General features: G+C 37.8%; 19 protein-coding genes. 18 read left to right on the top strand and 1 reads right to left on the bottom strand.

Annotated elements, in window-relative coordinates; translation table 11 throughout:
• The first annotated feature begins 198 nt into the window (after positions 1-198).
• The 9 genes from G4D63_RS13090 (at position 199) to G4D63_RS13050 (ending at position 11865) form a co-directional block, all read left to right on the top strand.
• Positions 199-1518: an FAD-binding oxidoreductase gene (locus tag G4D63_RS13090; RefSeq protein ID WP_163180103.1), complete on the top strand. Its 1320-nt coding sequence runs from the start codon at positions 199-201 to the stop codon at positions 1516-1518.
• Between the two features lie 2 nt (positions 1519-1520).
• On the top strand, positions 1521-2882 hold the full coding sequence (locus G4D63_RS13085; protein ID WP_163180102.1) for a (Fe-S)-binding protein: 1362 nt from the start codon (positions 1521-1523) through the stop codon (positions 2880-2882).
• A complete protein-coding gene (locus G4D63_RS13080) occupies positions 2882-4345 on the top strand; it encodes an FAD-linked oxidase C-terminal domain-containing protein (protein ID WP_163180290.1) in 1464 nt (487 codons plus the stop codon). The genes G4D63_RS13085 and G4D63_RS13080 overlap by 1 nt, the downstream gene beginning before the upstream one ends.
• 99 nt (positions 4346-4444) lie before the next feature.
• Complete coding sequence (locus tag G4D63_RS13075; RefSeq protein ID WP_163180101.1) at positions 4445-6625, top strand: malate synthase G; 2181 nt, start codon at positions 4445-4447, stop codon at positions 6623-6625.
• Between the two features lie 57 nt (positions 6626-6682).
• On the top strand, positions 6683-7462 hold the full coding sequence (locus tag G4D63_RS13070; RefSeq protein ID WP_163180100.1) for a fumarylacetoacetate hydrolase family protein: 780 nt from the start codon (positions 6683-6685) through the stop codon (positions 7460-7462).
• Positions 7463-7500: 38 nt separating this feature from the next.
• The gene (locus tag G4D63_RS13065) at positions 7501-8274 is read left to right on the top strand and encodes an IclR family transcriptional regulator (RefSeq protein ID WP_163180099.1); all 774 of its coding nucleotides are present in this window, start codon (positions 7501-7503) and stop codon (positions 8272-8274) included.
• A 386-nt stretch (positions 8275-8660) separates the two neighbouring features.
• Positions 8661-10448 carry a S9 family peptidase gene (locus G4D63_RS13060; RefSeq protein ID WP_163180098.1) on the top strand — a complete coding sequence of 596 codons (1788 nt, stop codon included), beginning with the start codon at positions 8661-8663 and terminating at the stop codon, positions 10446-10448.
• Between the two features lie 439 nt (positions 10449-10887).
• The gene (locus tag G4D63_RS13055) at positions 10888-11382 is read left to right on the top strand and encodes a DinB family protein (protein WP_163180097.1); all 495 of its coding nucleotides are present in this window, start codon (positions 10888-10890) and stop codon (positions 11380-11382) included.
• A gap of 63 nt (positions 11383-11445) precedes the next feature.
• The gene (locus G4D63_RS13050; RefSeq protein ID WP_163180096.1) at positions 11446-11865 is read left to right on the top strand and encodes a universal stress protein; all 420 of its coding nucleotides are present in this window, start codon (positions 11446-11448) and stop codon (positions 11863-11865) included.
• A 260-nt stretch (positions 11866-12125) separates the two neighbouring features.
• On the opposite strand, the gene G4D63_RS13045 is transcribed toward G4D63_RS13050, so the two are convergent.
• Positions 12126-13508 (bottom strand): hypothetical protein, encoded by a 1383-nt coding sequence (locus G4D63_RS13045; protein ID WP_205603843.1) that lies wholly within the window; start codon positions 13506-13508, stop codon positions 12126-12128.
• A 370-nt stretch (positions 13509-13878) separates the two neighbouring features.
• Here G4D63_RS13045 and G4D63_RS13040 point away from each other — a divergent pair, with 370 nt between their 5' ends.
• From G4D63_RS13040 to G4D63_RS13000, 9 genes are all read left to right on the top strand, one after another.
• Positions 13879-14325: an Lrp/AsnC family transcriptional regulator gene (locus G4D63_RS13040; RefSeq protein WP_163180095.1), complete on the top strand. Its 447-nt coding sequence runs from the start codon at positions 13879-13881 to the stop codon at positions 14323-14325.
• Between the two features lie 44 nt (positions 14326-14369).
• Positions 14370-15587, top strand: coding sequence for a M20 family metallopeptidase (locus G4D63_RS13035; protein WP_163180094.1), 1218 nt, complete (start codon positions 14370-14372; stop codon positions 15585-15587).
• A 28-nt stretch (positions 15588-15615) separates the two neighbouring features.
• Positions 15616-16629: an oligopeptide/dipeptide ABC transporter ATP-binding protein gene (locus G4D63_RS13030; protein WP_163180093.1), complete on the top strand. Its 1014-nt coding sequence runs from the start codon at positions 15616-15618 to the stop codon at positions 16627-16629.
• Positions 16626-17639 carry an ABC transporter ATP-binding protein gene (locus G4D63_RS13025; protein ID WP_163180092.1) on the top strand — a complete coding sequence of 338 codons (1014 nt, stop codon included), beginning with the start codon at positions 16626-16628 and terminating at the stop codon, positions 17637-17639. Before G4D63_RS13030 ends, G4D63_RS13025 begins: the two co-directional genes overlap by 4 nt.
• Before the next feature lie 20 nt (positions 17640-17659).
• The gene (locus G4D63_RS13020) at positions 17660-18610 is read left to right on the top strand and encodes an ABC transporter permease (RefSeq protein ID WP_163180091.1); all 951 of its coding nucleotides are present in this window, start codon (positions 17660-17662) and stop codon (positions 18608-18610) included.
• A 12-nt stretch (positions 18611-18622) separates the two neighbouring features.
• A complete protein-coding gene (gene opp4C / locus G4D63_RS13015) occupies positions 18623-19543 on the top strand; it encodes an oligopeptide ABC transporter permease (RefSeq protein ID WP_163180090.1) in 921 nt (306 codons plus the stop codon).
• 45 nt (positions 19544-19588) lie between these two features.
• Positions 19589-21250: an ABC transporter substrate-binding protein gene (locus tag G4D63_RS13010; protein ID WP_163180089.1), complete on the top strand. Its 1662-nt coding sequence runs from the start codon at positions 19589-19591 to the stop codon at positions 21248-21250.
• Between the two features lie 74 nt (positions 21251-21324).
• Complete coding sequence (locus G4D63_RS13005) at positions 21325-22176, top strand: alpha/beta fold hydrolase (protein WP_163180088.1); 852 nt, start codon at positions 21325-21327, stop codon at positions 22174-22176.
• The gene (locus tag G4D63_RS13000) at positions 22173-23612 is read left to right on the top strand and encodes an amidohydrolase (RefSeq protein WP_163180087.1); all 1440 of its coding nucleotides are present in this window, start codon (positions 22173-22175) and stop codon (positions 23610-23612) included. Before G4D63_RS13005 ends, G4D63_RS13000 begins: the two co-directional genes overlap by 4 nt.
• The last annotated feature ends 2 nt before the right edge of the window (positions 23613-23614 follow it).

Genomic DNA, 23614 nt, shown 5'->3' with positions numbered 1-23614 from the left:
AAATTTTCGAGCTGGGTTTTAGTATGAAGATTTGAAAGTAGAAGGAGCTAAGAAGAGTTGGAATTTTTGTTATATTCGAAAAAATCATTGAAAATTATTGGAACTAGTGGTTTAATTTAGGTAAATATAATAAGTCACCCTCTTTTTTTATCTAAATTCAGAAACGCTGTTTGTTATTACGCAACGGGAGGTGTTTTTATGATGGTTACAGAGTGTTTAACTGAATTAAAAACATTCATTTCTGAGGCCAAAATCTCAGAAAAGAATGACAAGCACCCACTCGGAAACGGTGGCGCTGTTACGGTCTTTCCAACAACTGAGGAGGAAATCTCGAATGTTTTAAAGTTTGCCAATCAGCATAAACTATCCATCTCTATAATGGGTGGTGGAACAAAAAGAGGCTTTGGCGGAGTAATTGAAAATGCTGATTTGCTCCTATCATTATCTCACTATAGAGGTGTAGTAGAGCATACAATAGGCGACATGACTCTAACCGTTAAAGCAGGAACACCATTTGGGGAAATTCAGAAGTATTTGGCTCAGTTTAATCAAAAAATATCACTTGATCCTTCTTGGCCTGAACGTTCAACAATAGGGGGAATTATTGCTTCCAATGAAAGCGGTCCCAAAAGGCTTGGTTATGGTTCAGCTAGAGATGCTGTAATTGGATTAAGAACAGTCTACGCTGATGGTTCTATCATTCGTTCAGGTGGAAAAGTAGTTAAGAATGTAGCTGGCTATGATATGAATAAACTATTTATAGGCTCGATGGGTACTTTGGCTGTTGTATCTGAAATAACATTAAAGCTTCGACCCATTACTAAGGATGAAAATCTTGTGTTAGTTAGCTTTACGCATGAAGATTTTGATTTGATAAAATCATTTGTTATAGAGTTGTTGGATACAACATTAGAGCCCATTTCATTAGAATTATTGAATCCATCGTTAACTAGTAGATTAATAGATCATAACCGTTTTACACTGGCTATAAGTTTTGAAGATGTAGAAAGTTCTGTTCAGTATCAGGTTAGTCAGATTTCAAAAATGATTCCAGTAGGAACAGAACTATTAGTCTTACAAAAAGAAGAGGCAGCTAATTTTTGGTCAACTTTTTACAGCATTGGTCCAGATCCTTATTCATTTGAGGTACAGGATACTAAAGCTTCATTAAAAATAGGTGTTGTTAATCTTGATGTTATTCATATACTGCGAAAATGCCAGACATTAGAGGACGTAAACAATGTTTCGATTGAAGCTCATGGTGGGTTAGGTCATGGCTTGTGCTTTGTGCATATCAACGGTGCTGAACTAGATGTTCTATCAGCAATCCATCAACTAAGAGAATTAGCCAAGAGCTATGGTGGGTATGCAATTGTTAAGCATTTACCCTATCACTTACGAAAGACAACAAATATATGGGGTGATCTCCCTTCATATTTTTTCTTAATAAAGAGTATTAAGGAAAAGATGGATCCTAATCATGTGTTAAATCATAAACGGTTTGTGGGAGGGTTATGAACATGAGCAGTGGTGAGCATGAGCTGTTGCAGGAGCCACCTTGTACAACGAAAAGCTTGAGTAACTATCTATGGAGCGATCATCCAGATGAAACAAAATGGGCAGACTGTGTCCATTGTGGGATGTGTTTAGAGTCTTGTCCTACATATGAATTAACTGGTCAGGAGCAGCATTCACCTAGGGGACGTGTTCATTTAATAAAGTCGGTTGCTGAAGGAAAACTTGAAGTAAATGAGCAGTTTATGGATCCTGTCTTTGCCTGTTTAGATTGCCGTGCTTGTACAACAGCGTGCCCCGCTGATGTGGATGTAGGTGGACTGATTGAAGAGGCGCGAGGTCAGATCCGTCAGGCAATGCCATTAAAGGGATGGAAGGGTGCTGTAAATAAGTTATTTCTGCAAGAGTTGTTTCCTCATCATAATCGCTTGAATAATTTTGCTAGTTTTTTAAAGTTTTATCAAAAGAGTGGAATTCAAAAAGTTGTTAGAAAGTCAGGCTTAATTAATGTAATGCCGCAACATCTTGTCGATATGGAAGCAGTCATGCCTGAAGTGAAACAATCTGTTCGAAAGAAGTATAAAAACGAACAAGTAATTAAAGCAAAAGGAATATCAAAACGAGAGGTTTCCTTCTTAACTGGGTGTGTGATGGACGTTATGTTTAGTGATATAAACGAATCGACAATTAATGTCCTAACTCGTAATGGAAATGATGTAGTGATTCCGCAAAATCAAACATGTTGTGGTGCTTTACACGTGCATGCTGGAGACCGTGACACTGGAAGAAAGCTAGCCAAACAGAATATTGGTGCCTTTCAAGATGCTACAAAAGTGATTGTAAATGCGGCAGGCTGCGGGTGTATGCTTCAGGATTATCCCGAGCTATTTAGGGAGGACCGAGAGTGGCATGAAAAAGCAGTTGAGTTTTCAGCAAAGGTCGAGGATATTTCCAAGTACCTGTTTGAAACAGGTTATGAAAAACCAAAAGCAGAATTAAATAAAAGAATTACGTACCATGATGCTTGTCATCTAGCTCACGGCCAGGGAGTACGACAAGAGCCAAGAGATTTACTGATTAATATCCCAGGAGTAGAGATGGTTCATATGGCTAATTCTGATCGTTGCTGTGGAAGTGCAGGAATCTATAATATTACGAATCCTGAAATGGCAGGTGAAGTACTTGCGAGTAAAATGGAGAATGTACCTGAGGATGTAGAGATGATCTCAATGGGTAATCCAGGCTGCATGCTACAAATGGCGATTGGAGTCCAGAAATATGGAAGTAACCAACAAGTGGTGCATACGGTTCAGCTATTAGACTGGGCCTATCAAAAAGAGAATCATGAAAGGGAGGGAGATCAGTGATTAGTAAAGCCTTTAAGGTTAAAGATCAGCATATTCAAAACCTAGGTAATATCGTGGGTGGCTCTAAATCTATTCTTTATCATAAGGAAGACTTAATGGCTTATGATTGCGATGGATTTACCCTCCATAAACATCTGCCAAAGGCCGTGGTCTTTCCGAAAGATACGAAAGAGGTTTCAGAGCTAGTTAAGTACTGTTCTACACATCATTTACCTTTCTTAGCTAGAGGTGCCGGAACAGGTCTTAGTGGTGGGGCGATCCCATTAAATGGTGAGGTTATTATAAGTCTAGTTAGGATGAAACGTTTATTAAGTGTAGATTTAGAGAATAGAAGAGCTGTTGTCGAGCCTGGCTTTGTCAACTTAAAGCTAACAAACTCAATTTCTGATAAAGGCTATTATTATGCACCTGATCCGTCTAGTCAATATTGTTGTACGATCGGAGGGAATGTTGCAGAGAATGCAGGCGGAGCACACTGCTTAAAATACGGAGTTACAACGAACCATATCTTAGGGCTAGAGGTAGTGCTTCCGGATGGAGAGATTATCGAGATCGGTCAATATGGGATACCAGATTCACCAGGATATGATTTACTCGGCCTTTTAACTGGTTCAGAGGGGACGCTTGGAATTGTTACTAAAATAACGGTTAGAATTTTAAAGAATCCAGAAGCCAAACAAACAGTTTTAGCCTATTTTGATCGAATTGAGGATGGAAGCCAAGCCGTATCAGATATTATTTCAAATGGGATTGTACCTGCTGCACTAGAAATGATGGATAAAATTGCTATCGAAGGTGTTGAGGCAGCAGCTTTCCCAGTAGGACACACAAAGGATATTGAGGCATTATTGTTAATTGAGGTGGATGGAATTTCAGAGGGGATTGATGAACAGATCAATCAAATATTAGCTGTTTGTAAAAGTAGAAATGTTCGAGAAGTTAAGGTAGCAGTTGATGAGCAAGAAAGAGGCAGGTGGTGGGCAAATCGGAAAACTGGTTTTGGTGCAATGGGAGCGATATCTCCGGATTATCTAGTACAAGATGGAGTAATTCCTCGAAGTAAATTGCCAGAAGTACTCAATAAAATTAATCAGGTTAGTATTGAGTTTGGCCTACGTATTGCTAATATCTTTCATGCTGGAGATGGTAACCTTCATCCTTTGGTTCTATTTGATGCAAGAAAACCCGGGGAAACGGAGAAGGCACTGAAAGCGGGTAGTGCATGTTTACAAGTTTGTGCAGATGCCGGTGGTACAATTACGGGGGAGCACGGGGTGGGGATAGAAAAAAGAGAAGAAATGAGATTTGTTTTTAACGATGATGAGATCGTATCCCAAACAAATATTCGTGATGTCTTTAATCCTAATAATCTATTAAATGCCGGCAAGCTTTTTCCAAGTCCCGGTCGTTGTGTAGAAATTAAGCAGGAACTTAAAGAGAAAACGTCCTCTCCTATTATATAAAAAATGCTGTTGTAGCTACTTCTTTATACATGGTATTATTTTTTTAGAAGAATCAGAAACATTGTTTTGCAATAACAAACAATTAAGGAGGAAGTTTTCATGAGTCAGTACGTAAAAGTAGGGAACCTTCAAGTTGATTCAGGATTTTATGAATTTATAAATGGTGAAGTTCTACCAGGAAGCCAGGTGGAACAAGGACATTTTTGGGATGGATTAGAAGCATTAGTGTCAGAACTAACTCCGAAGAACAAAGCATTATTAGCTCGCCGGGATGATTTGCAAAACAGGATTCATGCTTGGTATAAAGAAAATAAAGAGACTTTTAGTTTTGTAGAATATAAATCGTTTTTAACCGAAATTGGATATTTAGAGGCTGAAGTAGATGATTTTGAGATTACAACCGAAAATGTAGATGATTCCATTTCATTACAGGCGGGACCTCAGTTAGTGGTACCAGTCAATAATGGTCGTTATGCAATTAACGCAGCAAATGCTAGATGGGGAAGCCTTTACGACGCATTGTACGGAACCGATGCAATTAGTGAAGAAGATGGAGCGACTCGTGAAGGAAACTATAATCCTGTTCGCGGAGACAAGGTCATTCAATATGGAAGGGAATTTTTAGATTCTGTCGTTCCGTTAAAAGAGCAGTCACACACCAATGTAGTTCAGTATGCAGTGGTGGAACATAATCTTCTTGTTACTCTGTCAAACGGTGTATCAACCACTCTTGCTGACGAAACTAAATTTGTAGGCTTTCAAGGTGAGCCGGGAGATCCAACATCTATACTTCTAAAAAACAATGGACTTCATTTTGAAATTCAAATAGACCGTCAACATCCTATAGGTAAAACAGATGATGCTGGAGTTAAGGATATTTTAATGGAGGCTGCAATCACTACCATAATGGATTGTGAGGACTCCGTTACGGCTGTTGATGCTGAGGATAAGGTAATCGTGTATCGAAACTGGTTAGGTCTAATGAAAGGTGACTTGTCATCAACCTTTGAAAAAGGTGGGAAAACGGTATCCCGTACTCTGAACCCTGACAGAACCTATTCTTCTCCAGACGGTGAAGAGTTTGTTTTACCAGGACGATCTCTAATGTTTGTCCGTAACGTAGGTCATTTAATGTCCAATAGTGTGATCTTAGATGGAGACGGACAGGAAATACAGGAGGGTATTCTTGATACGGTAATAACGAGCTTAATTGCTAAGCATTCACTTCTAGGCAATGGTCCGTATCAAAACTCTCCCAAGGGCTCTGTCTATATCGTAAAACCTAAAATGCATGGCTCCGAGGAAGTTGCTTTTGCTAATGAACTGTTTGATCGTGTTGAGGATCTTCTTGGTTTAGTTCGCAATACGCTAAAAATAGGAGTTATGGACGAAGAACGTCGAACTAGCCTAAACCTAAAAGCTTGTATTCGTCAGGTAAAAGAACGTGTAGTGTTTATTAATACTGGCTTCTTAGATCGTACAGGAGACGAGATTCATACATCAATGGAGCTTGGACCAATGATTCGAAAAAATGATATGAAGTCAACCAATTGGCTGCAAGGTTATGAGAAATCTAACGTATTTGTTGGCTTAGCGACTGGATTCCAAGGTAAAGCTCAGATTGGTAAAGGGATGTGGGCAATGCCGGATTTGATGGCAGAAATGATCAAACAAAAGATTGGACACCTTAATGCCGGGGCAAATACAGCGTGGGTTCCTTCTCCTACAGCTGCAACACTACATGCACTTCACTACCATCAGGTTGATGTGCAGCAAGTTCAAAATCAATTAATTCAGCAATCTAGTGATTTAACTGATGCAATTTTAGAAGTTCCAGTTGCAGTTAATTCGGATTGGAGTCAAGAAGAAATTCAGCAGGAGTTAGATAATAACGCACAAGGTATTCTAGGCTATGTAGTTCGCTGGGTGGAGCATGGTGTAGGGTGCTCTAAGGTACCCGATATAAACAATGTCGGCTTAATGGAAGACCGAGCAACTTTAAGAATTTCAAGTCAGCATGTTGCGAACTGGTTACATCATGGAATCTGCTCGAAAGAACAAGTGCTCGAAACCTTACAGCGAATGGCAAAGGTAGTTGATGAGCAAAATGCAAATGATCCTGAATATCGTCCTATGGGTCAAAATTATGATGAATCAGTTGCATTCCAAGCTGCTTGTGATCTTGTGTTTGAGGGGTATAATCAGCCGAATGGTTATACAGAGCCTATTCTTCATAGAAGACGTATTGAGGCAAAATCAAAGGGTCGTGTTCAAAAGTAAAGAACAATGGGGGCATTATAGTATGCCCCCGTTTTAAACTGAGAGGAGATTAATCTAATGAAATTCACTAGATTTACACTTAATAACGAACATTATACAGGAGTAATAAGTGAGGACACAGTTAACGTAGTAAAAGGGGATCTTTTTTCTAAATGGGAATATACAGGTGATACATATAAGTTGGATGAAGTGAAACTCCTAGCTCCATTAGTACCAAATCAAATTATTGGTATTGGTGCGAACTTTGTGACAAATGTAAAAGATTTACCAACTGAACTTCCTAAGATACCCGTTTTTTTCTTTAAACCCACTTCTTCAGTAATTGGTCCACAGGATGAAATTATCATCCCTGATGGAATTGATGAAGTGAAGTTTGAATCAGAACTTGCGATTATCATTGGAAAGGAAGCCAAGAACATTTCAGAAGCTGAGGTATTGGATTATGTCTTTGGTTATACAGTGGGCAATGATGTAACAGCACCTCAGTTTTTTCATGAAGCGGGACACTGGACAGTTGGTAAGGCTTTCGATACATTCACTCCTTTAGGTCCGGTTATTGAAACAGAACTTGATCCATTTAACGTTAAAGTAGAGGCTTATCTCAATGGAGTTGAAAAACAAAATAGTGAAACAGACTTAATGATTGTTCCTATTAGAAAAATGATTTCCTATCTATCAAATGTAATGACATTAAAACCCGGGGACGTAATTTTAACGGGAAGTCCTGTTGGTGCAGAAATGGTTGGTGAAGGTAACGTTATTGAATGTAAGATAGAGGAAATAGGAACGTTAAGAAATTCTTTTGTGAAGGTACAGAAAAACGTAAAATCTCACTAGGATTATTTATTTGTGTGATTTTGCTAGAGGTGATATTGATGGAAAGAGAGAACATGGTTAAATCCGTAAGTAGGGCATTAGATATTATTCATCTAGTCTCTTTAAGAAAAGGTGGATTAGGTGTTACTGAAATTGCGAAGCAGATTGACATTAACAAAAGTTCTGTATATCGAATTCTTTCAACATTAGTTCAATACGGTTATGTTGAACAAGACAAAGAAACAGAACGATATAAGCTGGGATATAAATTTTTGGAAATCAGTTCAAAGCTTTTAGAATCGATTGACCTAAGAACTGAAGCACGTCCTTATTTACAGGAGCTTGAGAGGGAAACCAATGAAGTGATTCATCTTGTCGTGTACGATCAAGGTGAAGTAGTGTATATAGAGAAACTCGAAGGAACAGAAACACTTCGTATGCATTCAAAAGTCGGTAAAAGAGCACCTATGCATTGTACATCTGTTGGAAAAGTCATACTAGCAAATCTACCTTCAAATGATGTAATCAACATATTAGAACGTAAGGGTTTGCCTGTTCATACAACTAACACCATCACCGATAAAGATTTATTTCTAAAGGAGTTAACTCAAGTTAAGCAAAAAGGCTATGCACTTGATTTAGAAGAAAATGAACCGGGAATCTCATGTATCGCTGTTCCTATTTTTGATCATTTAGGTAAGGCGATTGCTGCCGTCAGTATTTCAGGTCCGACGACTAGAATGACCGCGGAGCGTATGGATCAAGTACAGGGGAAAATGAGAGAAATCGGACTTAAAATATCAACGAGACTCGGATATACAAACATCTTTTGATTTATATAAATTACTAAAGATGCCCTATTTCTTAATTAGTAATAGAATGTTTCTATATTAGTTAAAATCATTAAGAGTTCATCCTATTTAGTCTATGTAAGAATACTATTCAATGGAATAGCATTCTTTTTTTGTTTTGTAATGGTAATTTTTGGTAATAAGTAGTATAGTAAAAGTGATTCATGGTCATAAGGTTTTTAAATTTTAACGGTATTCATATGAGTAAATGAAGAGATTGACCAACACCTTAGAAAAATGTTTAATTCTGTAAATTATATACATAGACATTGGTGATATTTCCGATTCCGAAATAATATACAAGGAAATTAGAAAACTTTGTCGTATAATTTAAAGGTGTAAATTCCATTATGAAAGTAGGTAATTAGATGATTAATTTCAAGAAACCAGATGTTGAAAATTTCTTCAAGACGTATGCAATTCAGAATTTTGCTGTAAGTCCCGATGAAAAGCAGCTGATTCTAAGTACAAACTTAAGTGGAAAGTATAACCTTTGGGCAATGGATTTACCAAATCAGTTTCCATACCCGCTAACTTTTATAAATCAGAGTAATCAAGAGCTTACATATGACCATGAAGGTAGATTTATCGTTGCTGGATTTGATCAAGATGGAGATGAAAACACACAGTTATACGCACTTCAAACTCATGGTGGTGAATTGAAGGAACTACGTGTAGAGGTTGGACAGCGTCACATGAATCCTATTTTATCAAAAGACGGAAAAACACTATATTATACCTCGACTAAAGGGAATCCAACCTATTTAAACACTTACAGTTATAACTTTGAAACTGACAGTGAAGAAATGATTAACGAGGGAGAGAAGGCAGCAACTTTTCTAGTAGACGTTAGCCCTAATGAAAGATTATTTGTCTATCAAAGGCTTTTTGCAAATACATATACACTTGCTTATGTTGAGATAGATGGAAAAGAAGTATTATTAACTCCACCAACTGAACAGCAGCATACTGTTTCAAGTGTTGTTTTTACAAGTGATACGGAAATTTATCTGTTAACAAATTTCGAAGATGATAATAGCTATCTAGCTAAATTTGATACCAAAAATAATGAATTTACAAAAGTATTAGCAGTTGATCAGGAAGATCTATCAAGCTTGAAGTTTAATAAAAAGTTAAACAAACTTTTCATCACAAGCTCTAAGGGTGTAGAGGATGTGCTCTATCAATATGATTTGACTGATGGAAAGTTAACAGTAATTGATAAACCAGTAAGTGTTATTGAAAAGCTAGTAGTGACAAAGGAAGGTAGCTTATATATACTTGGCCGCTCTGCAACAAGCCCATTAAATATTTATAAACGTTCTGATGCCGATCAAGAGTGGTTAGCTTGTACAAATTTAGCAGTACCAGGTGTTGCTAAGAATGAGTTAGTGGAGCCGGAAGTAATCTCCTACCCTTCTTTTGATGGACTAGATATTGAGGGCTTGTTCTTCAAAGCTAAGGAAGAAGTTAGCAATGGTCATGTGATTTTATGGCCTCACGGAGGACCTCAAGCGTCTGAACGTAAATCATTTCGTGCGTTATTTCAATTTTTAGTGAATCGCGGCTATAGTCTGTTTGCACCTAACTTCCGTGGTTCTTCAGATTATGGGTTATCCTTTATGAAAATGGTAGAAGGCGATTGGGGATATGGTCCAAGACTTGATAATGTTGAAGGCTTAGAATGGTTAATTAAAAATGGATATGCAGACCGTGATAAAATCCTTTTAATGGGTGGTAGTTTTGGCGGTTATATGGCTTTACTTTTACATGGGCGTCACCCAGAGTATTTTAAAGCAGTTGTTGATATCTTTGGACCTAGTGATTTATTCTCATTTATCGACTCTGTACCTGAGCACTGGAAGCCAATCATGAACCAGTGGGTTGGAGATCCAGTTAAAGATAAAGAGAAGTTAATAGAATATTCACCAATCACATATTTAGAAAATATGAAAAAGCCAATGCTAGTTATTCAAGGAGCTAATGATCCACGTGTTGTAAAGGCTGAATCAGATAAAATTGTAAAAGCCCTTCAGGATAAGGGAGTTAACGTAGAATACTTAGTGCTAGAGGATGAAGGGCACGGTTTCTCGAAGAAAGAAAATGAAATTAAAGTTAACCGAACCATACTTGAGTTTTTCGATCGATTTATTTAATAGTATTTAAGACTACCAGTACACATTGCTGGTAGTTTTTTTATAAGTTTTTTTCAACTATATAAACCGCGTGCTTAAGACCAGCTTGATCAAATAGAACTTCGTTAAACTACAATAGGAACAATGTTCTACCTTTTCAGGTTTACTATATTCTTTTAGATAAATAATTTTATAGAACATTTTATATATTAGAATGGTATAATTTACTATAATAAAAGCAGTGTTAAAGAACAGTGCTCATTTTTTGCACTGTTGAATGTAGTGGAAGGACCGAGACTCCTGCGGGAAAGCGGGTCACGGGAGACCCCGCAGGCGCGCATTTCGCCGAGGAGGCTCCCGGACTCGCCCGCGGAAAGCGAGTGTCCTGTAACGAAAATCAACAACAAGGTTTAACACAGCCATAATAAAAAGTATTCACAATCATTGAGGGGGAGTTTAAGTGGATCACAACAACCAAGTAAGGGAAGAATTGTTACAAATTGTAAGCGAATACACTGATGAACAATTAAATGAACGTTTGGATGATACTAGTTGGTCAATCATGCAAAATCTAGAACATCTATATTTAATTGAACGATTGGTTACTAATTCCATTAAGAAAGAGTTACTCAATGAATCTAGCGAATCAGCGGACCCCAAACCTATACAATTTACAGTTGATCGATCTAGAAAAGTTAAGGCCCCTTCAAACATTGAACCATCAGATGAATTTATAACGTTAGTAGATATAAAGAATAAGTTAATACAGTCCAGAGAGGCTCTTACTCAGGTTGCAAATAGTGATCATAAAGATCATTTCGACAAAAAATCGTTTGCACACCCGGTATTTGGTTTATTAAGCTTAACACAATGGATTGAATTTATCGGTTTCCATGAAAAACGACATCTAGCACAAATTCAAGAAATTACACAGTATCTAAAAGAGACAAGCTAAGTCTTGGGTGAAGCTGTTTTGTAAGTGGAGGAGTATGTAATTCATATACAAAGGGGGATGTAAATGTATAATAAAATATTGTTAGCAGCAGACGGTTCCGAGCATTCCAAAAGAGCCGCTGATCATGCTTTTCATATTGCAGCATGCAGTCCCGACTCAACCGTTGTAATCGTGTATGTAATTAATTCATCTCGCGCTAAATCTGATGTATTATCTAACTGGAATTCTCCTGATGTTTTAGGTGTTAGAAAAGAACGAGTAAAGGAAATCGAAACAATTGCGAAGAATGCTGGAGTAACTTATGTATTAGAGATGCTTCACGGTGAACCCGGCCCTACTATTGTTGATTACGCCAATAAACAAGGTTTTGATGTTCTTGTAATTGGGAGTAGGGGTTTAAATGGTCTTCAAGAATTTGTTCTAGGAAGTGTAAGTCATAAAGTTGCGAAGCGTGCTAATTGCCCAGTACTTATTGTGAAATAATAATAAGCCTCATTAGGTTAGTGCTGCCAACCTATATGAAAAGGTGAATTTGTTTCTTTTTTAACTGTTTGATAGAATTCATGATGTTTTGTTACAGGGTATTATTGAGTTTCGTTTTTGATTTCAATTGAAAAAGTAAAACCATTTTAAAAGCCTACCAATTAAGTAGGCTTTTTATTTACTTGTAAAGAAAGGATAAGTTTTATGAAAGGGTAACTTAACAGTTGTTTGTGCCTTGAGTTCACTTTTTAGGAAAGTTTTTATAGCCAACCTAAAAGCAGAAAAATATAGGTTGCGGTCGTTAAAATCCATGCTAACAGAATAGCAAAGAGAATATTTTGTTTTATGATCGCGATGGGCTGAACATTCATCAGTCGAGAAGTCATTAATACCTGCCCTGAAAAAGGTGACATTTGAGTTGCTGTTGTCCAGGCTATGAGTAGAATCATTGCCATATATTCAGGACTTACTCCGAATTTTACTGGTGAAAGCGCGCTTCCAATTCCTATTACAATGATAACCGGGTGAATACCAACCAATGCTAATGAAATAGTAAGAATCACGATAAAGATACTTAACAAAAATATAGATCCTAACGAAGCACGAAACAAAACGTTAGAAATGTGAAGACCAATATCAGTTTGTGATAATGCCATACCAAAAAATCCTGCACTAATAAAAACGGCTAATTCATTTTTTAACCTAATAAAAGCTAGTTGAACCTGTTCCGAAACATCTTGCACAAATGATTTGAGGACATTGGTGAAGATTGCCCAAATAAACGGAAGCGTTACTGCAAGTAAGGATACCACCGTCAACATATTGGCCACTAGAAGGAAATCCAGCAAGAAAGATAAAAAAATCAATGCTGCACAGAAAATAAAAAAAGGAGTGAGTGATTGCTGGTTATGAATATGTTCTACAACCCTTTTTCTTTGAACGATTGGATCATCAGAGAAAGAAATTCTTCTAAACAAAACCCAGCTTAATAAGAGATAGATACTTGATAATATAAATCCATATCCACCAATATCAAACCAAGACAAATCAAACAAGACAAGAATAAGACCAATATTTACAAAATAGGGAGACCAAAGCATACAAAAACCAAAAGCTCTCATAATGTTTAATGTTAATTTCTTATCATGATAAGAAGAAAAGCTTTCAGAAGATATTCTTTTGACAATTGCAATGGCACCGTAATTTAACAACACTCCTGTCATCGCAGTGAGAATATAACTTAACCTATAAGGATGTTGTGCCCCGTTTGCTTCTCTCTCTTGTACTTTCTTCTTCAAAATAGTTAAATAGCCTGCAGACGACATGAATGTACCAATTAAAGGGATTAATAAGAATAAGGATAAAAGGTTCATATTTTCTCCAAATCCTATTATTACAATATGAATTGGGACGTTACTTATAAAAAAGGCTATACTGCCAATTGTTAGTAATATAGAGATTACTAGGCGGTTAACAGTAGAGATATAGAAAAAAGAGAACATCAGTAAAATTGCACCCATCACACTATATGTATATACAAGTAAATAACTCGGGAAAAAATTGGACGCTACAAATAAAATGGTCGTTATATAACATAGGATCCCGAGTATACGAGGTATACTCTTGAGAATATTAATGCCCATATATCCTCCTTTTGTTTATTCCATCCCATAATTTATACAATTTTATTTTATCATGACTATCACGGTATTGGAGATTAAATGCTTTGGATATTTATATTTATATAGCTTTGTACTCACATGAATTTATGGGATACCAAAATATACCATACTTACACACGTGTGGTCTAGTTGTATATTTATAAAAAAATATAAAATTAATAATTTTCTAAAAATTTATTGATTTTTAGAAAATTCTGTTTTATAGTACTAACAATAGTTTCATTTTCAGTAAAATTTTTCAAATTAATTACTAAAATGTGAGAAACCTTGTTACATATTATACGAAATACAACCAAGATTAACGCCTTCTAGACGAAAGGAGGTAATTACCTTGAATGGCCAAATCGATGATTTAGATAGGGGAATCATAAAGTGCTTGTCATCAGATGGGAGAATGTCATTTACTGAAATTGCCACTCAATTGAATGTGACAGAAAAGACAATCAGGAGTAGGTACAAAAATCTAATTGATCATGAAATACTTCAAGTAGTAGGTGTTGTAAATCCTACTGCAATCGGGGTGAAAGCCGGAGCTATTATTGAATTAAAGGTTGAACTAGTGTCATTGGAGAAGGTAATTGAAGACCTTAAGGCCTTAAGGGAAGTTAGATTTATTACAACCACTTCTGGAAAGTACCAGCTCATCACACAGATTGCAGTTCCGGCACAAGATGATTTATCAACTAGCTTCAAAAGAATACGTAATATCCAGGGGATTGTAGAAATGAATAGTATTATCCAGCTACAGGTGTATAAAAATACATTTCAGTATATTTAGAATAATTAAACAAATGTTTAAAAAACTAAAAGGATGTGTTCTTATTGCTAGAAAATTGGAAAGCTAGTTTGCAAGATTTATACAATCAAATGGTTGAGTGGAGAAGAGATTTTCATATGAACCCGGAACTATCCTTTCAAGAGGAAAGAACTCCAAAGAAAATTGCTGAGTATTTAACGTCTCTAGGGATCGAGGTCAAAACAGGTGTTGGCGGACGAGGTGTAGTCGGAACAATTCGCGGAGAAAAGCCTGGGAAAACAATCGCATTACGTGCTGATTTTGATGCCTTACCTATTCAGGACGAAAAGGACGTACCTTATAAATCGACAGTTGCTGGTGTTATGCATGCATGTGGACATGATGGGCATACATCAACACTAATGGGAGTAGCGAAGGTTTTATCTGAGAATCGTGAACACCTTCATGGAAACGTTGTTCTGCTTCATCAGCATGCCGAGGAATTAGCCCCTGGTGGTGCCATTGCAATGGTTGAGGACGGCTGTTTAGAAGGAGTAGACGTCGTGTTTGGGACACATTTAATGTCAAATGCTCCTTATGGCGTATACGCCTACAGAAAAGGAGCGATGATGGCGGCTGGTGATGCTTTTGTGATTAAGATTCAAGGGAAAGGTGGACACGGAGCCCAACCACATGAAACTGTAGATGCTATCGCGATTGGAACTCAAGTGGTGAATCAGCTTCAACATATTGTGTCACGACAAATTAATCCTTTAAAACCTGCAGTAGTTTCAATTGGATCCTTCCACGCAGGTGCTGCTTTAAATGTAATTGCTGACTCAGCAGAAATCAAAGGGACGGTTAGAACGTTCGATCCAGAGGTTAGAGATCATATAGAAAAAGAAATTAAACACATTGTAGAAAATGTATGTTCAGCCTTCCATGCAAGCGCGGAAGTGAACTATCAAAGAGGATATCCGGCAGTTGTAAATCATGAGAAAGAAACAGAAGTTTTTATAAACGTAATGAAACAATCTGTTGGAGAAGATCAATTGGTAAACATTGATCCTATCATGGGCAGTGAGGATTTTGGCTATTTTATTCAAAACAAACCAGGAATGTTTTTCTTTACTTCTGCAGGAAATGATGAAATAGGTGCTAGTTATCCACATCACCATCCAAGGTTTGATTTTGATGAGAGGGCCATGCTAATGGCTGGAAATGCACTTCTTTCCATCACTCACCACTATTTGTGTGAGGAGCAGGAGAAAAGTGAAGAGAAGCTACTAGCAGAACAGGCTTAACTAGAGACATAGTAAGGGGGGCGTACTAGTGGGAGAATATTTATTGAATGTTGACAAACTTCAAACTGTCTTCAGAACAGGTAAAGGAGAGGTGACTTCAGTAGAAGAAGTAAGCTTTAAGCTTAAACCAGGGGAGACAATTGGAATTGTTGGAGAATCTGGTTGTGGTAAGAGTGTTACATCTTTATCAATCATGAGGCTCCTAGGTAAACACGGACTAGTGAAAAATGGATCCATTAATTTTAATGGTAAGGATCTTGCTAAGATTCCTGAATCAGAAATGCGAAAAATTCGTGGAAATGAAATATCTATGATATTCCAAGAACCGATGACATCTTTAAACCCTGTGTTTACAATCGGAAATCAACTAACAGAAGGTGTTCGCCTTCATATGAAACTAGGAAAGAAAGAAGCAAGAACTTATGCAATTGAAATGTTAAGCAAAGTTGGTATACCAAGACCTGAAGCAATTATGGATGAATATCCACATGCTTTATCGGGTGGGATGAGACAGCGTGTTATGATCGCAATGGCTCTATCCTGTATGCCTAAGCTTCTCATTGCTGATGAACCTACAACTGCATTGGATGTTACAATTCAAGCTCAAATTTTGGAGCTAATGAAAAAATTAAGATCTCAATCTAACACTGCCATTGTTCTGATCACTCATGATTTAGGTGTGGTAGCCGAAATGGTAGATCGAATTATCGTTATGTACGCGGGGCAAGTAGTTGAAGAAGCGGATGTATACACCCTATTTGATAATCCGAAGCATCCTTATACAAAAGGACTAATTGGATCTATTCCGCATATTGAATACGATGCTGAAGAAAGACTCACCTCGATTCCTGGAGCGGTTCCAAGCCTGCAAAACATGCCATCTGGATGTAGATTTCATACAAGGTGTGAGTTTGCAACAGAACGATGCATACAGGAGCAGCCAAACTTAATTCATACAGATAAATATGATAATCACAAAGTAAGGTGTTGGCTAGTGGAGGAAAGTAATTCAGATCAACCAGGGAAGGAGGTTCATGTATGAGCCAACAACCAGTTATGGAAAAGGAAGAACAAAGCACAAAAACAGCACCTCTATTACAGGTTCGAGACTTAAAACAACACTACCCAATTACAAAGGGGATTCTGTCGAGAACAGTAGGGCATGTAAAAGCAGTTGATGGAATTTCGTTTGATATTTATCCAGGAGAAACTTTAGGGCTAGTTGGTGAGTCAGGTTGTGGTAAATCCACTACAGGACGGGCGATTGTCCAACTTGAAAAACCTACCGAAGGTGAAATCCTATTTAATGGTCAAAACCTAACTCACCTTTCTGTATCTGAAATGAGAAAAGTTAGAACAGATTTACAAATCATCTTTCAGGATCCTTATTCTTCCTTGAATCCGAGAAAGCGGATAGGTGATTTATTAAGTGAACCTCTTCTTTTCCATAAGTTAGCTAAGCCATCAGAGGTTAAGAAGAAAGTAGACGACATATTAGAGATTGTTGGTTTACCAAGGTCTTATAGTAGTCGTTACCCTCATGAATTTTCCGGTGGACAGCGTCAGAGAATCGGAATTGCCAGGGCGCTTATATTAAATCCTAAATTAATAGTTTGCGATGAGCCTGTATCCGCATTAGATGTTTCCATACAAGCTCAAGTATTAAATCTATTAAAAGACTTGCAAAAAGAGTTTAGTTTAACCTTCTTATTTATCGGTCATGGTTTAGGTGCGGTAAAGTACATCAGTGATCGAATTGCTGTTATGTACTTAGGTAATATCGTAGAGGTCGCAACAACAGAAGAAATCTTTAAAAAACCAAAGCATCCATACACCAGTGGATTGCTTAGTGCCTATCCAATTCCAAATCCACATATGCGTGGACGTGAAAGGGTCGTTATTGAAGGGGATGTACCGAGCCCGGCGAATCCTCCAAAGGGATGTAAATTCCATACCCGTTGTCCGTTTGTCCAAAACAAATGTATTGAGGAAGCGCCAGTTTTAACGGGAACGAATCATTCCGTTGCCTGTCACTTTCCATTAAACGAATAGGAAGGAAGGGAGGGTAAAAGATGTTTCAATATATTATCCGAAGAATTCTCATCGCAATTCCAGTTTTAATTGGAGTAACAATCTTTAACTTTTTCATTATTAATCTAGCACCCGGTAACCCGGTTGACATGTTTGTTAATCCGAATATGTCTGAGGCTGACAAGGAAGCAAAAAAAGAAGCGCTCGGATTAAATGATCCATTATGGGAGCAGTACGGTAGGTGGATGGGGAATATGCTACAAGGAGATTTTGGGTATTCCTTCGCCTCATATGAGCCAGTCATGAATAACATCGTAGACCGAATGGGACCAACCTTCCTCCTAATGGGTGCTGCATTAATCATTGCTTATCTAATTGCAATCCCAATCGGAATTCTAAGTGCAACAAGGCAGTATTCCTTTATTGATTATTTAACGACTTCTGTTTCGTTTTTAGGAATTTCGATTCCAAACTTTTTCCTAGGATTAGGAGCAATTTATGTTTTCTCAATTGTATTCAAAGTTCTTCCAACAGGTGGAATGACTACCCTCGGATCTTCCGGAGGTTTTATGGATGTATTTATGCATTTAATACTACCAGCCACTGTACTTGGGACTGCTATTGCAGGTAACATGGTCCGTTACGTTAGATCAAGTATGCTGGAAGTTTTAGGTCAGGACTATCTAAGAACAGCACGTGCAAAGGGGTTACGTGAGTTTCTAGTTAACAATAAGCATGCTTTAAGAAATGCATTAATTCCAATTGTTACAGTAATAGGATTAGATATTCCGTTATTGATCGGAGGAGCAGTTGTAACAGAACAAATTTTCCAGTGGCCAGGGTTAGGTCAGCTAACAATTCAGTCGATTGGTTCACGTGATTATCCAACACTAATGGCTTTGAATTTCTTAGCTGCATTTACAGTTTTGTTTGCTAACCTTTTAACTGACGTCATGTATTCAGTTGTGGATCCTCGGATTAAGTACAACTAAGGGGGGAAATAGATGTCATTACCAAAAATAGATGTAGATCATGCTCAGGTTGTGCTCAAGACAGCTAACCAAGAGGGGCTCGGAAAAGAGGAAAGTTATTTAAGGGTCATTACGACTCGCTTTCTTAAACACAGGCTTGCTGTTTTAGGTCTAGTTATGTTTTTAATCATTGTCTTAATGGCTATATTTGCTCCTCTCATTGCTCCTCACGATCCATATGAGGTGGGGTACGAATTTGAAGCAAAGCCTTCAGCAGAGTATCCGCTTGGCACTGATCAGGTAGGCCGTGATGTTTTAAGTCGCTTGATTTATGCATCGAGGGTTTCACTTTCGGTTGGTGTAGGTGCAGTTGCTATATATGTAGTAATAGGAACTATACTAGGTGCGTTGGCAGGATATATGGGTAAATGGGTAGATATGCTAATTATGCGTATTACAGATGTATTTATGTCATTCCCATACTTAATGGTTATTTTAGTGTTAGTAAGTGTAATGGGACCAAGCTTGTTCAACATTATTTTAGTGTTGGGATTACTCGGTTGGCCACCTATTGCGCGATTAGTCAGGGGAAGTGTGTTATCTCTTAAAGAAATGGATTATGTAAAAGCGGGGGTAGCATTAGGATATACGACGCCAAGAATATTACTGAATCATATCCTACCAAATGCTTTAGCACCAATACTCGTTAATGCAACCTTCGGGATTGCCTTTGCGATTATCATGGAAGCATCGTTAAGTTTCTTGGGAATGGGAGTTCAGCCTCCTACGGCGAGTTGGGGGAACATGTTAACAGAAGCTCAATCGTTAACAGTCCTTGCACAACAGCCATGGTTATGGCTTCCGCCAGGGTTAATGATTGTCTTGGCTGTTATTTCTATCAACTTTATGGGTGATGGACTCCGTGATGCTGTTGATCCAAAAAGCTTTAAGTAGTAACACTTCTTATATGAAGTTATTTTAAAAATTGGGGGGAAAGACATGAAACAGTCAGTTCAAAAAGCATTTAGTTTGATCGCAATCCTATGTTTACTATTTTTAGCAGCTTGTAGTGGGGCAGCAGATCCAGCTACTAGTGAAGATCCAAAAGATGGTGGATCAACTGATCAACCAGCAACTACAGATAATGGCGATCCAAGTACGATGTTTATCGGGTTAGTAAATCCACCAACAGGCTTCAACCCAATCAACTCAGGGGATGTTGCCGCAATGTTTATCCAAAAGTTCTTTCAAGATACATTGCTAGAAATGGATGGACCTTTAAACTTTGTACCTCGTCTAGCTGAGTCATTTGAGTCAACTGATGGTCAGAATTATACGATTAAAATTAACAAAGATGCTAAATGGTCTGATGGAACTCCAGTTACTTCACATGACTTAGCATTCACTATTAATACAATTGCACACCCTAAGTCTGAAACTTCTCAAGGTGCTAACATCTCTATGTTAGATGGTTTAGAAGCTAATGGTAAACTGCCAGAAGGTCAAACTGAATTGTCATCGATCAAGATTGTAGATGACAAGACACTCGAGCTTAAGACAGCTGTACCTGTTGACCCTAACTATATGAAAGAAATGTTTGGCTTAAACGTCCTGACTTTGCCAAAGCATATCTTAGGAGATGTTCCTGTTGAAGATCTTTCAACTCATCCTTATATGCAAAATCCAGATGTTTCTAACGGGGCATTTAAATTTGTTAAATATGAAAAGGATCAATATGTAGAATTAGCAGCTAACACAGATTATTATGCTGGAACTCCAGAGCTTGAAAAATTATTTATCAAGATCATGCCCGCTCCGAACTTAGTAGCACAGCTTCAAACTGGAGAGCTTGATTTCAACGTATCGAAAGGTATTGGTAAAATTGCTGTTCAAGATTACGACACAGTAAGTAGCTTTGAACACATTGAAACATCTGTTGAACCAACAATTGGTTTCCAAACAATGATGTATAACACTGAAAAATTAAGTGTTGAAGTTCGTAAGGCATTATCCATGGCAGTAGATCGTCAACTTTTAGTTGATAAGCTTTTAAAAGGTTACGGTGAGTATATTGACGGACCATATTCATCAGTCTCTCCATTCTTAGATAAGAGTGTAGGGAAAATTGACTACAATCCTGAAGAAGCTAAGAAGATGTTAGAGGACGCAGGTTTTGATTTCAGCAAGCCGCTAGAGCTAGTAGTTCCAATTGGAAATAAAGTACGTGAGCAATCAGCTCCAATTATTGCACAAAGCTTAGCTCAAATTGGGGTTAAAACTGAAATCACTAACTATGACTTCCCAACGATCATGCAAAAAGGTGCAGCAGGAGAGTTTGACTTATTGTTAGTTGGATTTACGTTAACATTAGATCCAGATGTATCTAGCGTGTATGCAACTGGCGCTACTTACAACTTCATGCAATACAGCAGCCCTAAGATGGATGAATTACTTCTAAAGGGTAAGCAAGAAGCTGACGTTGAAGTACGAAAAGGAATCTACAGTGAACTTCAGAAGTTAATAATTGATGATATGCCAGTTCTAACTTTATATTCTGACCATGACTTTGCTGGTGTGAATAAGCGTGTTGAATTTGGTAAGCCAAAAACATTTGGTACGCACCACGACCTACAAAAATGGGCAATTAGTGGAGCAAACTAATCGTTTTTCCTGAAAAAGAGAAAAAACGTCGTTCCATACGGCGTTTTTTCTTTTCATATATAAGGAGGGATTTCATGTTCACTACTATTAATGATTGTGAAATTTATTATGAGGTACATGGAAAAGACGATGGTAAAGCGATTTTCTTTATCCATGGTGCTCCAGGCTTAGGCGATTGTCGGGCTGATCTCCATGCGTTTAAATCGCTTGGTGATCAATATAAATTAGTTTTTTTAGATATGAGAGGTTCAGGTAGATCTGAAGATAAACCGCCATATTCTCATGAACAATGGACTGCGGATATCGATGAATTAAGGAAACAATTAAATTTAGACAAAATCATGATTCATGGTGGTTCTTATGGAGGATTTTTATCCCTAGAATATGTACTCCGCTATCAAGACCATGTTTCTCACGTTTTACTAAGGGATACAGCGGCAAATCAGGATTATCATCACCTATCCACTGAACGAGCTTTAAAGGCTAATTTACCTAGTGTAACAGAAGAAGTGTTAGACCGACTTTGGAAAGGTGAAACTACCTCAGACGAAGACTTAAAAGAGATATTTGGTGCTTTATTGCCTCTATACACTGTCGAACAAAATCCAGATCAAATTCAAGATAGAATTGATTCCATTTTCTATCACTATGAGACGCATAACTACGCCTTTAAAGTTAATCAACCCAATTACAATATCCAAGATCAGTTAAAGTCTATTAACGTTCCTGTTCTCGTTTCTGTTGGAAGGCATGATTGGGTTACCCCTGTGGAATGCTCTGAAACAATAGCTAAGGAATTAACAAACTCAACACTTATTATCTATGAAAATAGTGGGCATTCTCCTCATGTAGAGGAAAATGAAAAATACCTTGAGAATGTTCGTCAATTTATAAATGGAACTTCCAAAGAGGAAGTGACACAGTGAGCATTATTTCAGCGATAGAACAATGCATTGAAGAGAAAAAAGATCTATTTACTTCGGTCAGCGATCAAATTTGGGATTTCGCAGAAACTAGATTTGAAGAGTATCAATCCGCCGAACTTCTTTGTAAAGTACTGGAGGAAGAGGGCTTCAATGTAGACCGGGGAGTTGGTGGAATAGCTACAGCGTTTATTGCGAGCTTCGGCTCAGGTAAACCTGTAATTGGAATACTTGGTGAGTTTGACGCACTTTCTGGCCTAAGTCAAAAGAAAGAAAGTAATCTAAAAGAAGCCTTAGTTCCAAAGGGTAATGGACATGGTTGTGGTCATAATCTTTATGGTGCTTCAGTCCTTGCGGCAGTTATTTCGGTAAAGGAGTATATGCTAGAGAATGGGCTTGAGGGAACCATTCGTTATTATGGTTGTCCTGGTGAAGAGGGTGGCTCAGGTAAAACCTTTATGGTGAGAGAAGGGCTATTTGATGACGTTGATTGTTCATTAACCTGGCATCCTGGTAATTATACCGGAATGTTTGCCTCCACTACACTAGCAAACTATCAGGTATATTTTAAGTTTACAGGTACTGCATCTCATGCTGCTAACTCTCCTCACTTAGGAAGAAGTGCTTTAGACGCTGTAGAGCTTATGAATGTAGGAGTAAATTACTTAAGAGAGCATATTATTCCGGAAGCTAGAATTCACTATTCAATAGTCAATGCAGGTGGCCTTTCCCCTAATGTTGTTCAGGCGGAGGCAGAGGTCCTCTATTTAATACGCGCTCCTGAAATCTCAGAGGTTAATGCCATTTTTGATAGAGTATTTAAGATTGCTAGCGGTGCAGCTCTTATGACAGACACAGAGGTTGAGGTTAAATTTGATAAGGCTTGTTCCAATTATATTCCCAACAACATTTTGGGAAAAGTGATGCAGGATAGCATGGAACAGTTTTCGTTGCCACAGTATGAAGAGGGTGAATTGACATTCGCTGCTCAAATGATGGAGAAAATAACAGAAGATGATTTACGTAGTACGGTAGCAGAAGCGAAAAGACTTTATAAAGTAAATATCTCTAAAAATATACGCGAAGAGTTATTTTATCAAGAAGTGCTACCTTATCATGAATCAAATGAAATTATGTTTGGGTCAACGGATGTTGGAGATGTTAGCTGGGTTACACCAACCGCTCAATTTTGGGGTCCTTGTTTTGTATTTGGTACACCATTCCACTCCTGGCAGTTAGTTTCTCAAGGGGCAACCTCGATTGCACATAAGGGGATGCTATATGCTGGAAAAGTGTTGGCTAAAACAGCAATAGAATTACTGTGGAATCCATCATTAGTGGATCAAGCAAAACAAGAATTAGTGGAAAAAATTGACGGAACCCCATATGTTTCACCTGTTCCGGCAGAGGTAAGACCCACACCATTGAAGCAGGGTTAAAA

It is taken from the genome of Bacillus mesophilus (assembly GCF_011008845.1).
In the GTDB taxonomy this organism is placed as follows: Bacteria; Bacillota; Bacilli; order Bacillales; family SA4; genus Bacillus_BS; species Bacillus_BS mesophilus.
The sequence above is the reverse complement of the archived record's forward strand: the minus strand, read 5'-3'. Positions and strand labels throughout refer to the sequence as shown.

What these genes read in the sequence shown, in the direction of transcription:
- G4D63_RS13090 (WP_163180103.1), top strand. Translation starts at nt 199, where the DNA reads ATGATGGTTACAGAGTGTTTAACTGAATTAAAAACATTCATTTCTGAG.
- G4D63_RS13085 (WP_163180102.1), top strand. Translation starts at nt 1,521, where the DNA reads ATGAGCAGTGGTGAGCATGAGCTGTTGCAGGAGCCACCTTGTACAACG.
- G4D63_RS13075 (WP_163180101.1), top strand. Translation starts at nt 4,445, where the DNA reads ATGAGTCAGTACGTAAAAGTAGGGAACCTTCAAGTTGATTCAGGATTT.
- G4D63_RS13070 (WP_163180100.1), top strand. Translation starts at nt 6,683, where the DNA reads ATGAAATTCACTAGATTTACACTTAATAACGAACATTATACAGGAGTA.
- G4D63_RS13065 (WP_163180099.1), top strand. Translation starts at nt 7,501, where the DNA reads ATGGAAAGAGAGAACATGGTTAAATCCGTAAGTAGGGCATTAGATATT.
- G4D63_RS13060 (WP_163180098.1), top strand. Translation starts at nt 8,661, where the DNA reads ATGATTAATTTCAAGAAACCAGATGTTGAAAATTTCTTCAAGACGTAT.
- G4D63_RS13050 (WP_163180096.1), top strand. Translation starts at nt 11,446, where the DNA reads ATGTATAATAAAATATTGTTAGCAGCAGACGGTTCCGAGCATTCCAAA.
- G4D63_RS13045 (WP_205603843.1), bottom strand. Translation starts at nt 13,508, where the DNA reads ATGGGCATTAATATTCTCAAGAGTATACCTCGTATACTCGGGATCCTA.
- G4D63_RS13025 (WP_163180092.1), top strand. Translation starts at nt 16,626, where the DNA reads ATGAGCCAACAACCAGTTATGGAAAAGGAAGAACAAAGCACAAAAACA.
- G4D63_RS13020 (WP_163180091.1), top strand. Translation starts at nt 17,660, where the DNA reads ATGTTTCAATATATTATCCGAAGAATTCTCATCGCAATTCCAGTTTTA.
- opp4C (WP_163180090.1), top strand. Translation starts at nt 18,623, where the DNA reads ATGTCATTACCAAAAATAGATGTAGATCATGCTCAGGTTGTGCTCAAG.
- G4D63_RS13010 (WP_163180089.1), top strand. Translation starts at nt 19,589, where the DNA reads ATGAAACAGTCAGTTCAAAAAGCATTTAGTTTGATCGCAATCCTATGT.
- G4D63_RS13005 (WP_163180088.1), top strand. Translation starts at nt 21,325, where the DNA reads ATGTTCACTACTATTAATGATTGTGAAATTTATTATGAGGTACATGGA.